Genomic DNA, 12548 nt, shown 5'->3' on the forward strand with positions numbered 1-12548 from the left:
ATTCAATCCACATTCGTTTCTACCGATAGGCCGCACAGCGCTCTGAGTTTTTCGCTATCCAGGTGCAACTCCACCTGATCGGCCAGGCGCTCGATATCGCGTTCGCGCAAGGCCTGATAATCCACGTGCTGCACCTCGTCCAAGCCAGCCCAACGCAGCAGCGCAGCGAACGCTGGAGGCTGTTCGAACAGGCCATGCAGGTAGGTGCCGAGCACCTGGCCATCGGCGCTGAAGCCGCCGTCGCTGCGGCCGTCGGCGAGCCGCACTGCGCCATTGAGACCCGGCCCGCGACTGACGCCGGCATGAATCTCGTAGCCGCTGACATCCGCTTGTTCCAGGCAGAGCTGGCCGTGCACGTTGCGTAGCTGTTTCTCCGGCTCCAGTACCGTCTCGAAATCCAGCAGGCCCAGGCCTTCGCTGGTACCAACAGCGCCCTCCAGGCCATGCGGGTCATGAATCTGCCGCCCCAGCATCTGCAGGCCGCCGCAGATGCCCAGGACCTTGCCGCCGTAACGCAGATGGCGGGCGATAGCTGCATCCCAGCCCTGCTCGCGCAGACGCGCGAGATCAGCGCGCACGCTCTTGGAGCCGGGCAGGATGATCAGATCCGCAGGTGGGATGGCCTGACCCGGTCCGACGAAGGTCAGCTGTACCCGAGGATGCAGGCGCAGCGGGTCGAAATCGGTATGGTTACTGATACGCGGCAGCACCGGCACCACCACGCGCAACGCCTGTTCTTCCTTGGCCTGCTGACGGGTATCGACGGCGTCCTCGGCCTCCAGGTGGAAATCCATCAGGTACGGCAACACGCCAAGCACCGGCTTGCCGGTGCGCTGCTCCAGCCAGTCCAGGCCCGGCTTGAGCAGGGCGATATCACCGCGAAAGCGGTTGATCACGAACCCCTTCACGCGCGCCTGTTCGCTGGGGCTGAGCAGCTCCAGGGTGCCGACCAGATGGGCGAACACGCCGCCCTTGTCGATATCGGCGATCAGTATCACCGGGCAATCGACTGCCTCGGCAAAGCCCATGTTGGCGATGTCGCCGGCGCGCAGGTTGATCTCGGCCGGCGAGCCGGCGCCTTCGACCAGCACCAGTTGGTGGCTCTCCAGCAGACGAGCGTGGGACTCCAGAACCGCCGCCATCGCCACCGGCTTATAGCCGTGGTAGGTCAGTGCCTGCATATTGCCGATGGCCCGGCCATGGATGATCACCTGGGCACCCATGTCGCTGTTGGGCTTGAGCAGCACCGGGTTCATATCGGTGTGCGGCGCCAGGCCAGCCGCCTGCGCCTGCACCGCCTGGGCACGGCCGATCTCGCCGCCATCTTCGGTCACCGCCGAATTGAGCGCCATGTTCTGCGGCTTGAATGGCACCACGGACACGCCCTGGCGGCGCGCCCAGCGACACAGCGCCGTTACCAGGGTGCTCTTGCCGGCATCGGAGGTGGTGCCCTGCACCATCAGGGTCGGCATCAGGAGGTTTCCTCAAGACTGGCGAGGATCGGCGCGCACTCCAGCAAGCCCTGCTGCAGCCGCAGCCAGCCGGCCTCGTCTGCCGGCAGGCCGAAACGCAGGCTGTCCAGCTCAGCGAACAGGCGTACCAGGATGCCGCGCCTCGCCAACAGCTCCATGCAGGGCACCGCACGACGGGTGCAGCAGAACTGGAACAGCGCCGAGCTACCGGTGACCGGCATGCCGCAATCACGCAGCAGTGCCGCCAGGCGCTCGCCGTCGGCCAGCAGGCGCTCGCGCTGGCGGCGCTGCCCATCACGGTCGGCCAGCAGACTCAACGCCACGCTACGCGCCGGACCGCTGACGGCCCAGGGCCCGAGCAGCACCTCCAGCTCATCCAGCAGTGCCTGGGCGGCCAGGACGAAGCCCAGACGCAGGCCGGCCAGGCCGAAGAATTTGCCGAACGAGCGCAGCACGATCAGCCCGGGCATATCGCTGTAGGCAGCCAGACTGTGCTCCGGCGTGCAGTCCATGAACGCTTCGTCGACCACCAGCCAGCCGCCGCGCTCGGCCAGCTCATCGTGCCAGTCGAGCAGGCGCGCCGGCTCGATCAGGCGGCCAGTCGGATTGTTGGGATTGACCACCAGCAATACGTCGAGCTGTGGCAGGGCTCGATGCACCGAACCCTCGCTGAGCTTGGTGATGCGATGACCTTCGCGGCGCCAGGCCGCTGCATGCTCGGCATAGGTCGGCGTGAGGATGCCCACGCTGCTGTGCCCGTGCAGACGTGGCAGCGCCTGGATCGCCGCCTGCGAGCCGGCCACCGGCAACAGGCTGGCGGCGCCGTAGTAATCGCGCGCGACCGCCTCCAGGCCGTCGTTGACCTCGGGTAACCGCGCCCAGGCGGCAGCCGGAACCGGCGGAAGCTCCCAACCGTAGGGCGCGACACCGGTGGACAGGTCCAGCCAGTCTTCCAGGGGAATGCCGTAGCGCTGCGCCGCGGCGCGCAGTCGACCTCCGTGTTCAAGCACCCAGCACCTCCCAGATCATCAGGCACAGCAGCCACAGGCCAACGCCGGCAACGACTCTGTTCATTGCCCGCTCGATATCCCGCGCGCGCGGCGCCGGGCCCTCGCCTAGCTGCGGGCGCTCATGCAGCTCACCGTGGTATTCGGCGGCGCCGCCCAGACTCACTCCCAGGCTGCCGGCACCGGCCGCCATCACCGGGCCAGCATTGGGACTGTCCCATAACGGCGCCTGCCTGCGCCAGCAGCGCAACGCCAGCCAGGTACGCCCGAGCAGTGCATAAGTCAGCGCCACCAGGCGCGCCGGCACGTAATTGAGTACGTCATCGATTTTCGCGGCCGCCCAGCCGAAGCGCTCGAAGCGCTCGTTGCGATAGCCCCACATGGCGTCCAGGGTGTTGCTCAGGCGATACAGCACGACGCCAGGCGCACCGGCGACAACGAACCAGAACAAGGCGGCGAATACCGCATCGGAACCGTTCTCCAGCACCGACTCGGTACCGGCGCGGGCCACGCCGGTGGCGTCCAGCTCGGCGGTGTTGCGGCTGACCATCCAGCCGACGCGCTCACGGGCGAGCGGCAGATCGCCCAGGCGCAGTGCGCGCGCTACCGGTTGCGCATGCTCGTAAAGGCTGCGCAGGCCAAGGGCGAAGTACAGGGCGAAGATCTCCACCGCCCAGCCCAACCCGCTGATCTGTACCAGCAGCCAGGTGAGCAGGGTCAGCGGCAGCACCGCCAGGCACCAGGCAGTGACACCGTGGCTGCGCCAGCCGCCGCCGGCGGGATTGAAGCGTTGCTCCAGGCGATCGGCCAGGCGCCCAAAGGCCACCAGCGGGTGCGCGCGACGCGGCTCGCCCAGCACGGCATCCAGCGCCACGCCGGCACAGGTGATCAGCGCCAGGCTCATCGTTCAGTCACCCTGCACTCCCCATCGATTCTCGAATAGCAACTCGCTCAGCGGTCGAGGCGTGGCCCAGCCCTCTTCAACCAGCATCGGTTTCTCATAGAAGGCGTCCACCGGCCCCAGACACAGCAGCGCCACCGGCTTGCTGCCGGCCGGCATACCCAGCAGCTCGGCCAGCGCCTCGGGGTCGAACAACGATACCCAGCCGAGCCCAAGGCCTTCGGCGCGCGCAGCCAGCCACAAATTCTGAATGGCGCAGGCGACCGAGGCCATATCCATTTCCGGCAGCGTGCGTCGCCCGAAGACATGCGCTTCGCGCCCCTCCATCAGCGCCACGGCCAGCAGTTCGGCGCAGTCACGAACGCCCTCGACCTTGAGCCGCATGAACTCGTCGCTACGCTCGCCCAGGGCCTCGGCGGTGCGCACCCGCTCAGCCTCCACCAACCCGTGGGCGGCCTCGCGCAGTTGCCGGTCACTGATACGCAGGAAACGCCAGGGCTGCATCAGGCCGACGCTGGGGGCGTGATGCGCCGCTTCGAGCAGACGCGCCAGCACTTCGGGCGGCACCTCGCCGCCGGCGAAGTGACGCATGTCGCGACGCTCGGCGATGGCGCGGTACACCGCCGCGCGCTCTTCGGGGCTGAAGGCGTGCTCGCTCATGGACGCAACAGCGCGGCGGCCGCCTCCGGGTTGGACGGCAGATAGAAGTGGATGTAGCTGGCAGTTAGCCGCCCCAGGCGATACACCGCTTCGGCCACCGGCTTGCCGTTAGGGCAGCGACCCAGTGCCAGTGGATCGAGCGGGCTTTCCAGCCGCGAGTGATGGTAGGTGTGACCGCGCAGCTCACCTTCCGGGAGCGTCACTTCCTGCAGGGCCAGTGCGGTCAGGCGCGGCTGCAACGCGGCGCTGCCCGCCAGCAGACCAAGCATGCGCCCGCTGGCGCCATGTTTGTAGCGCAGCTCATCGAGCAGATAGAGCATGCCACCACATTCGGCGAGCAGCGGTTTGCCGGCCTGGTGATGGGCGCGAATCGCATCGGCCATGGCCTGATTACTCTCCAGCTCGGACAGGTACAACTCGGGGTAACCACCAGGCAGATAAAGGCTATCCACCTCGGGCAGCTCGCTATCGGCCAGCGGCGAAAAGTAACGCAGCTCTGCGCCGAGGGCCTGCAGCAGATCAAGGTTGGCCTGATAAAGGAAGGCGAACGCGGCATCACGCGCCACGCCGATACGAACTCCGGCCAGCAGCTCAGGTGGCGGCTCAATCACCGGCGCGGCAAAACTCACTGCCGGCGGCAGGTCCACATCGGCGGTAGCTACCAGCGCATCGGCCGCAGCATCCAGGCGCGCATCCAGATCCGCGAGCTCGGCAGCCTGCACCAGGCCCAGATGCCGACTCGGCAACTCCACTGCTGCGCTGCGCGGCAAGGCGCCGAACCAGTGGATGCTGGGCGGCAAGGCATCACGCAGGATATCGCCGTGGCGGGTGCTGGCGACGCGATTGCCGAGTACGCCGGCAAAGGGCAAGTCCGGCTGGAAAGTGGCCAGGCCATGGGCCAGTGCGCCAAAGGTCTGCGCCATGGCCGCACCGTCGATCACCCCCAGTACGGGCACGCCGAAATGGCGGGCCAGGTCGGCCGCCGAGGGCTTGCCGTCGAACAGGCCCATGACCCCTTCGATAAGGATCAGATCAGCCTCGCCCGCCGCCTGCCACAACAGCCGCCGGCTCTCGGCCTCGCCGACCATGGCCAGGTCGAGCTGGTACACCGGCGCGCCACTGGCACGGGCGTGGATCATCGGGTCGAGAAAGTCCGGCCCACATTTGAAGACACGCACCCGCCGGCCCTGGCGCGTATGCAGGCGCGCCAGCGCGGCGGTGACGGTGGTCTTGCCCTGACCAGACGCCGGGGCGGCGATCAGCAGCGCCGGGCAGTGACGTGCATTCATCAGAATTCGATGCCCTTTTGCGCCTTCACCCCGGACTTGAACGCGTGCTTGACCAGGCTCATCTCGGTGACCGTATCGGCCGCCTCGATCATTCCCGGCAAGGCGCCACGGCCGGTCACCACCACATGCTGCAGCAGCGGCCGGGCTTCGATATCGGCCAGGACCGCCTCCAGCTCGAGGTAGCCATGCTTGAGGGCGATGTTCAGCTCATCCAGCACCACCAGGCCGACAGATTCGTCGCTGAGCAGGCGCTGAGCCACGGCCCAGGCTTCCTGCGCCTTGGCGATATCACGCTGGCGATCCTGAGTTTCCCAGGTGAAGCCCTCGCCCATCACGTGGTAGCTGACTTCCTCGGGAAAGCGGCGGAAGAAGGCTTCTTCACCGGTACTGGCCGCGCCCTTGATGAACTGCACCACGCCCACCTTGAGGCCATGACCGAGGGCACGCGCGACCATGCCGAAGGCGCTGCTGCTCTTGCCCTTGCCATTGCCGCTGTGTACCAGCAGCAGACCGTATTCATCCTGGGCCTGGGCGATCTTTTCATCGATAAGAGCTTTCTTGCGCTGCATACGCGCCTTGTGGCGGACGTCGCGTTCGGTGGACTCACTCATGCTGTGCTCCTGCAAGTCAGGCGCCCTCGTTGCCTGCATGAGCAGTGCGAACGGTAATGAAGAGATCGCGATGCGCTGCGCGTCCTCATCCAGGCACCAATGGCTGATCAGGCGAGCGGAAGACAGACAACACGAACGCCCCGGTGGAACCGGAGCGTTGGCCGGGCAGCGCCCTCCGCGATGCCGTGAAACTGCGACAGGCCGGTCTCCGGGCTTGTGAGCGAACCCGAAGGTTCGACGCTGCGCCTTCCCGTGCATTGCACAGTGGCCTGAAACAGCGTTTGACTCACCTACCGTTGCGGGGGCAGCGCCGGCATTGGAACCGGCTTCCCTGTTTCACCCTGGCGTGGTCATTCATGACGACTTGGGGCACCTGAAGCAAGGCGCGCAGGGTAGAGGCTGGCAGCCCTGCCCGTCAACGCCGCCGCACTAATGCCTGGGTGTGAACCCCGGCGGCTTGCTCGCCAGCCACTCGACGAAGGTCCGCAAGCGCTCGTCCGCCAACAGCGCCTCGCGACTGTTGTAGGTCAGGGCCAGCTCCTTTTCACTGAACAGCCGGTGAATCTGGTTGTGGCAGGCCCGGCAGACCCAGAGCGTGGCGGTAATGCGCTCATGACGGGCAAAGCGCTTCTGCACGTAGGCCTTGTCGTGCAGCGCCTTGGGAATCAGATGGTGACGAGTGAGTGCCACAGGCCGCGCGCAAAGCTCGCAGACCTCGGGCTGGGGCGGCAGGCGGATGGGCTCGGCCATGGCGAATCAGGGGTTGCGCGCAAGCTCGGGCGTGATCACACGCTTGGCATCGAGATAGACGCGCTGCCAGTAGACGTTGTCGAGGCTGTCCAGGCGCACGGTGCCGCCACTGGATGGCGCATGCACGAAGCGCCCTTCGCCGACATAGATGCCGGCATGGCTCACGGCGCGCCCGCCGTTGGTGGCGAAGAACACCAAGTCACCGCTCTGCAGCGCATCACGGCGAACGTCAGGAGTGCGCATCGCGCTCAACTCGCGGGTCGAGCGTGGCAGGCTAATACCGGCAGCATCGCGGTAGACATAGCCGATCAGGCCGCTGCAGTCGAAACCACCTTCCGGCGTGTTGCCACCATAGCGATACGGCGTACCGACCAGTCCCAGCGCACGGAACAACACGTCCTGCGCGCCACCCTGATAGGAGGACGAAGAAACCGGCGGATGGTAGATGGGCTGGGGGGCGGGAGCGCGGCTGCTACAGGCAGTCAGCAGCAGTGCGAGAGAAACGAGGACGACACGGGTCGTGAAAGGCATAAGCGAGGCGATCCAGGGCCTGAATGCGCTCTACTCTGCCGCTTGCAGGCAAACGGCGCAACCCTGGAGTTACGCCGTGACACATCAATTGTGGCGCTTGGCCGCGACTTGCTCTTCCACCGGAGCCAGCGCAAGGACGCGCTTGGCCTGCAGGTAGCTGCGGTTCCAGTAGCTGTCATCGAGGCTGTCGATGCGCACGCCACCGCTGCGGCTGCTGCTGGAATGGATGAACTGGTCATCACCCAGGTAGATGCCGGCGTGGCTGACACGACCACGACCGCGGTCATTGAACAGGATCAGGTCGCCAGGCTCCAGATCGGCGCGCGCCACCTTGGGCGCGTCGAGATTGATCAGCTCGCGAGTGGAGCGTGGTAGCTCCAGGCCGACTTCCTCACGGAACAGGTAACCGACGAAACCGCTGCAATCGAAACCGGACTGTACCGAGGTGCCGCCGTAGCGATAGCGCGTACCGATCAGCGAACGCCCGAGATCGAGCAGGCTGTCGGCCAGCTGCGGCATTTCATAGGGTTCGTCGTCGATCAGCGCGTTGATTTCATCATCGGCAGGCTCGGCCTGCTGAGACAGCGGACGAACAACGGGCTCGACCGTGGCTTCGCTGACCTGCGGTTGCGGCGAGTGGCCGGCGCAGGCAGCGAGAAAGACTGTAAGTGCAAGAGGCACGAGGGGTGCGAAGCGTTTTAGCATGGGCACGACCGTGTCGATTGAATTTATAAGTGCGCGACTATGCCCTCTATAAAGCCCATTTGCAAATTCTATCGACGGAAATGTGACCCAGTGGTTTCACCGCGCCATCTAAAGCGCCCGACCATTCGCACAACCGGGCGCTTCAGGGCGCTAGCCGAGAATCTCGCTCAAGGGGATGAAGCGCAGCATATCCCCTTCGGCCAGCGTGCTACCTTCCATTACTTCTGCCAGCCCTTCGGCCCACGCGGCGCTTCGCAAAACACCCGAACTCTGGTTGGCGTACGGCACTACGCGGCCATTCTCCAGGCGCGCGCGCAGGTACTCACGACGCATGCCCGGCTTGCCCCAGGTGAACCCTGCCGGCATGGCGAAACCCAGCGGCTCCACTCGCTGCGCGCCGAGGCGACGCAACATGTACGGACGCGCCAGCAAACCGAAGGTGACCAGCGTCGAAGCCGGATTGCCCGGCAGACCTATCACCGGAACGCCCTGGTAATGACCGAAGGTCAGCGGCTTGCCCGGTTTGATCGCCAGCTTCCACAACGCCAGCTCGCCCGCCTCGCGCAGCGCCAGGCCAAGGTAATCCGCCTCACCCACCGAAACACCGCCCGTGGAAAGAATCAGATCCACCTCGCTCAAGGCGCCCAGCGCCTCACGAGTACGCTGCAGGTCATCGGGCAATATCCCCGCATCCACCACCGCGCAGCCCAGACGCTGCAGCCAGGCGATCAGCAGGCGCCGGTTGCTGTTATAGATCTGGCCCGGGCCAAGTGACTGCCCCGGCTCGACCAACTCGTCGCCAGTGGACAGAACCGCAACACGCAGGCGCCGACGTACCAACAGCTGCGCCGCCCCCAGAGACGCGGCCAGCCCAAGCTCGATGGGCCCCAGGCGCGTACCCGCGGGCAGCACGCATTCACCTGTGCGGGTTTCCTGGCCCTGGGCGCGAACGTTCTGCCCGACCTTCAGCCGCTCGCGGAAATCCACGCGCCCAGCTTCATCGACCTCGACGTTCTCCTGCATCTCCACGGTGTCGGCGCCTTCCGGCAGCGGCGCACCAGTGAAAATGCGCGCGCAGGTTCCCGGCTGCAGTGGCGTGGGCGCAGTGCCGGCCTGGACGCGCTGACTGACCGGTAATGGCAGGCCGCTCCAGTCGGCCAGCCGCAGGGCATAACCGTCCATGGCGCTGTTGGCCCAGGGCGGCAGATCCAGCGCCGCGATCAGCGGCTCGGCCAGCACCCGGCCATCGGCATCGGCCAGCGCAACCTGCTCGGTCTGTTCGATGGGCGCAGCATCGGCCAATGCCAGCAGACGCTCCAGCGCCGCCTCCATGGGCAGCAGGCCGGGATGATCGCAACAACTCATCCGCGCGACTCGCAGGCACCCATCGGTTTCAGGTGCGGCACGAAATTGCAGGGGCGATGCCGTGCATCCAGTTGTTCAGCGAGAATTCCGTCCCAGGCCGTGCGGCAGGCATTGGTCGAACCCGGCAGGCAGCACACCAGCGTGCCGTTGGCCAGGCCGGCCAGCGCGCGCGACTGGACGGTGGAAGTGCCGATGTCGGCCACGGAGATCTGCCGGAACAGCTCGCCAAAACCATCGACCTGCTTGTCCAGCAGGCAGGCGACCGCCTCCGGCGTGCTGTCGCGCCCGGTGAAGCCGGTACCGCCGGTGATCACCACGACCTGCACCTGATCCTCGGCAATCCAGGTCGCGACCTGGGCGCGAATCTTGTACAGATCGTCCTGGAGCAGGACGCGCGCCGCCAGTTGGTGCCCGGCAGCGGTCAGGCGATCGGCCAACAGTTGCCCCGAGGTATCGGTCTCCAGCGTGCGCGTGTCGCTGACGGTCAGCACGGCAATGTTCAGCGGCACGAAAACCGCATCGGCCTTGTGGTTCATGGCAGGCTTCCAATTGAGAGAGAATGGGCGCTGTTATATCACACAGCCTGACTTCGGAGACTGTCGCATGCACGCATCCACCACCCTTCCCGCCTGCTCGGTGTTACTGCTTTCCGGCGGCCGCGGCCAGCGCATGGGCGGACGCGACAAGGGGCTGATCGAATGGCGAGGCCAGCCGCTAATAGCCTGGCTGCACGACCTGACCAGGCCGTTGAGCGACGACTTGATCATTTCCTGCAATCGCAACACCGAGCGCTACGCAGCCTATGCCGACCAACTGGTCGCCGATGCGCACCAGGACTTTCAAGGGCCGCTAGCCGGCATTCGCGCCGGCATGGCCGCGGCGCGCCACGAGCAGATGCTGGTGCTGCCCTGCGATGCGCCGCTGGTGGACCGCGCACTGATCGAATCGCTTCTCGCCCACGCCGGCAGCCGGCCGGTGGTGATTCGCCAGGGCAGCTATTGGCAACCACTTTTCTGCCTGCTGCCGACACGATTTAAGGATGACCTGGAACAAGCCTGGCACGCAGGCGAACGCAGCCCGCAACGCTGGTTCGGCAGGCTGTCGCCCGTGGCGATCGACTGCGCCCTGGACGACCTCCGGCTAGCCAACCTGAACACACCGGAAACGCTCGCGGAAAACGCAGCCCCCAATTGAAGCGCAACGCCCTAAGCGGAACTCATACGACAGTTTTACGTCAGAGCGAGGGTATGGCACTTATTTGAATGCAAGGAGACAGACCATGACCAAACGGATCATCCCCGCCCTGCTGATGACTATCGGCCTCGCTGCACTGGCCGGCTGTTCTACGCCGTCGGTGATCACGCTGAACGACGGGCGTGAGATCCAGACCGTGGACAAGCCGAAGTTCGATGAAGACTCCGGCTTCTACGAATTCGAGCAACTCGACGGCAAGCGCGCCACGATCAACAAGGATCAGGTGCAGACCGTCAAGGATCTCTGAGCCCGGACCTGAGGCACTGCTGACAGACACCGGGGCTCGCCCCGGTTGCAAAAAGGGATGATTGGCCTACAGATTTTTTCAGGCTAACCCCTTGTGCAATAAAAGTTTTTCGGTAGAATACGCCTCATTCGGAGTGTAGCGCAGCTTGGTAGCGCGTCTCGTTCGGGACGAGAAGGTCGCAGGTTCGAATCCTGTCTCTCCGACCAAATCAAAAACCCGCCTTAACCGGCGGGTTTTTTATTGCCTGCGATTTGTCGGCATCGGCCTTTCAGCTCAGAAAGACCACCACCTGCTCGGCATCGAATGGCCAGTTCAGCTCGCTGCCGGTATCGCAACGGCGCAGTACCGGAATACGCAAACCGTACTGCTCGACCATCCCTTCGTGCTCGGCAATGTCGATCAACTCGACCAGCAGGCCATTCTCGACGAAGGGCATCAACAACGCCTCGGCCACCTCGCAGAGGTGACATCCCAGGGTTCCGAAAAGTTGGCATTCCGGTGTCATAAGCGCACCTCACTGTCAGCAAGGTGCGCAGTTTAGCACCGGCCTGGATCAGCTCGCGTCGACATCCTTGCCGGCCTGATCGGCGAGCAGCGATTGCAAGCCGTCCAGCAGGCTGCGGTTGAGGCTGTCGGCCTTGTCCAGACGCGCCTGGTCGAAGCGATCATCGAGCGAGAAGCCGCCCTTGAGCAGATCCTTGAGCAGGCCACCGGCATCCTTGCTCAGGCCGTCGGCACTGCGCAGCGCATCGAGCAGCCCCTGGGCATATTCCTGCAGCCCACCATTGACCGCGCTGGCGCCCTGCCCGGCCACCGCACCGTAGGCATCGGTGGCCTGACGCACGCTGGTCTGGGTCAGACGCAGGGACATCGACGCCAATTGCTCGCTGTCGATATCCAGCGCCATGGCGCGGTCGAAGGCGCCAGCCAGATCACCCGCATAGAACTTGTCGGAGAGGTCCTGCACCTGACTGAAGAGTTTCTCCAGCGCCTTGACCTCGTCATCATCCAGCTCGCCCTCGACTTCCACTTGCCAGCCGCCGATGCGCATGCTTCCGGACTGGCTGCTACCGGAGACCGTCGTGGAATTGCCATCGCTGGCGGCAGCGAAGCTGCTCTGCGACCAATTGGCCGAAGCCTGCGCCACGGAAATGCGCAGACGATCGCCATCGCGTGTGGTGACGGACAGGTCGAACGTCTCGGCCACTGCGCTGAAGCGCTCGCTGTAACCCGCCAGGGCAACCTTGTCGGAAGCGGAAGAAGCCGCACTGCCGAAGCGCTTGTCGAGATCGCCAAGGCCGTCCTGAATGCGCTTGTAGGTATCGTCGATATCGCTGGCCACCTGGCCCTTGAGCGCGCCCATGCCATCGATGATCTTGCGCGCCTCGGCGAAGCCCTTCTCCACACCGTCGCGCGCCTGGGACAGCAGCTTGTCCAGCTTGGCCGGATCAGCGCCAGCGGCCGCCTCGCTCTGCAGGCGCTGCTCGATGAAGTCGATGATCCGCCCGGCTACTTTCTCCGGGGTGTAGTCATCACGTGATCCGGAGAGCGAACCCGGCGGCACGCCCAGCTTCTCGGCAAGGCGGTTGGCCAGGGTGGCCTGGGCGTCGGCAGCATTGTTGCGCGCCGCCATGGACTGGCCGGATTGCGCAGCGCGGGACGCGGCGGAATTGAGTGAGCTCAGAAGATTCATGGCTAGGTACCCGAATAGGTTATCTGCCGAACTTAACGGCCGAAAGAAGACTAGCTTTAACCT

At 65.3% G+C, this 12548-nt stretch carries 15 protein-coding genes, 1 tRNA gene and 1 riboswitch; of the genes, 3 read left to right on the forward strand and 13 right to left on the reverse strand.

Going from position 1 to position 12548, the window contains the following annotated elements; translation table 11 throughout:
* Window positions 1–2 precede the first annotated feature (2 nt).
* The 11 genes from P3C50_RS11965 to moaB all read right to left on the reverse strand — a co-directional run bounded on the left by P3C50_RS11965 (window position 3) and on the right by moaB (window position 9827).
* Window positions 3–1472, reverse strand: a complete 1470-nt coding sequence (locus P3C50_RS11965; RefSeq protein ID WP_275546176.1) for a cobyric acid synthase — start codon at window positions 1470–1472, stop codon at window positions 3–5.
* Window positions 1472–2482, reverse strand: a complete 1011-nt coding sequence (cobD, locus tag P3C50_RS11970; RefSeq protein ID WP_275546177.1) for a threonine-phosphate decarboxylase CobD — start codon at window positions 2480–2482, stop codon at window positions 1472–1474. The genes P3C50_RS11965 and cobD overlap by 1 nt, the downstream gene beginning before the upstream one ends.
* Complete coding sequence (cbiB, locus tag P3C50_RS11975) at window positions 2475–3383, reverse strand: adenosylcobinamide-phosphate synthase CbiB (RefSeq protein ID WP_275546178.1); 909 nt, start codon at window positions 3381–3383, stop codon at window positions 2475–2477. The genes cobD and cbiB overlap by 8 nt, the downstream gene beginning before the upstream one ends.
* Before the next feature lie 3 nt (window positions 3384–3386).
* Window positions 3387–4040 (reverse strand): 5,6-dimethylbenzimidazole synthase, encoded by a 654-nt coding sequence (gene bluB, locus P3C50_RS11980; protein WP_197856664.1) that lies wholly within the window; start codon window positions 4038–4040, stop codon window positions 3387–3389.
* Window positions 4037–5329, reverse strand: a complete 1293-nt coding sequence (locus tag P3C50_RS11985; RefSeq protein ID WP_275546179.1) for a cobyrinate a,c-diamide synthase — start codon at window positions 5327–5329, stop codon at window positions 4037–4039. The genes bluB and P3C50_RS11985 overlap by 4 nt, the downstream gene beginning before the upstream one ends.
* Window positions 5329–5940 carry a cob(I)yrinic acid a,c-diamide adenosyltransferase gene (gene cobO / locus P3C50_RS11990; protein WP_275546180.1) on the reverse strand — a complete coding sequence of 204 codons (612 nt, stop codon included), beginning with the start codon at window positions 5938–5940 and terminating at the stop codon, window positions 5329–5331. The genes P3C50_RS11985 and cobO overlap by 1 nt, the downstream gene beginning before the upstream one ends.
* A 181-nt stretch (window positions 5941–6121) precedes the next feature.
* A riboswitch (cobalamin riboswitch) is annotated at window positions 6122–6332 on the reverse strand.
* 37 nt (window positions 6333–6369) lie between these two features.
* Entirely contained in the window at window positions 6370–6690 is a 321-nt protein-coding gene (locus tag P3C50_RS11995) for a hypothetical protein (RefSeq protein WP_275546181.1), read from the reverse strand.
* Window positions 6691–6696: 6 nt separating this feature from the next.
* Window positions 6697–7221 carry a C40 family peptidase gene (locus P3C50_RS12000; protein WP_197856668.1) on the reverse strand — a complete coding sequence of 175 codons (525 nt, stop codon included), beginning with the start codon at window positions 7219–7221 and terminating at the stop codon, window positions 6697–6699.
* 84 nt (window positions 7222–7305) lie between these two features.
* Window positions 7306–7926 (reverse strand): C40 family peptidase, encoded by a 621-nt coding sequence (locus P3C50_RS12005; protein ID WP_275546182.1) that lies wholly within the window; start codon window positions 7924–7926, stop codon window positions 7306–7308.
* A gap of 150 nt (window positions 7927–8076) precedes the next feature.
* The gene (gene glp, locus P3C50_RS12010) at window positions 8077–9291 is read right to left on the reverse strand and encodes a gephyrin-like molybdotransferase Glp (RefSeq protein ID WP_275546183.1); all 1215 of its coding nucleotides are present in this window, start codon (window positions 9289–9291) and stop codon (window positions 8077–8079) included.
* Window positions 9288–9827 (reverse strand): molybdenum cofactor biosynthesis protein B, encoded by a 540-nt coding sequence (gene moaB, locus P3C50_RS12015; RefSeq protein WP_275546184.1) that lies wholly within the window; start codon window positions 9825–9827, stop codon window positions 9288–9290. The genes glp and moaB overlap by 4 nt, the downstream gene beginning before the upstream one ends.
* A gap of 67 nt (window positions 9828–9894) precedes the next feature.
* Between moaB and mobA the strand changes: the two genes are divergently transcribed.
* The 3 genes from mobA (at window position 9895) to P3C50_RS12030 (ending at window position 10998) form a co-directional block, all read left to right on the forward strand.
* Window positions 9895–10485, forward strand: coding sequence for a molybdenum cofactor guanylyltransferase MobA (gene mobA, locus P3C50_RS12020; protein ID WP_275546185.1), 591 nt, complete (start codon window positions 9895–9897; stop codon window positions 10483–10485).
* An 85-nt stretch (window positions 10486–10570) separates the two neighbouring features.
* Entirely contained in the window at window positions 10571–10792 is a 222-nt protein-coding gene (locus P3C50_RS12025) for a YgdI/YgdR family lipoprotein (protein ID WP_197856673.1), read from the forward strand.
* Window positions 10793–10921: 129 nt separating this feature from the next.
* Window positions 10922–10998, forward strand: a tRNA-Pro gene (locus P3C50_RS12030).
* Window positions 10999–11060: 62 nt separating this feature from the next.
* On the opposite strand, the gene P3C50_RS12035 is transcribed toward P3C50_RS12030, so the two are convergent.
* Together P3C50_RS12035 and P3C50_RS12040 are read right to left on the reverse strand one after the other, a co-directional pair.
* Window positions 11061–11297, reverse strand: coding sequence for a glutaredoxin family protein (locus P3C50_RS12035; protein WP_197856692.1), 237 nt, complete (start codon window positions 11295–11297; stop codon window positions 11061–11063).
* A gap of 48 nt (window positions 11298–11345) precedes the next feature.
* Window positions 11346–12485, reverse strand: coding sequence for a DUF5610 domain-containing protein (locus tag P3C50_RS12040; protein ID WP_275546186.1), 1140 nt, complete (start codon window positions 12483–12485; stop codon window positions 11346–11348).
* Between the last annotated feature and the right edge of the window lie 63 nt (window positions 12486–12548).

The organism is Pseudomonas sp. Marseille-Q0931 (assembly GCF_940789645.1).
Classification (GTDB): Bacteria; Pseudomonadota; Gammaproteobacteria; order Pseudomonadales; family Pseudomonadaceae; genus Aquipseudomonas.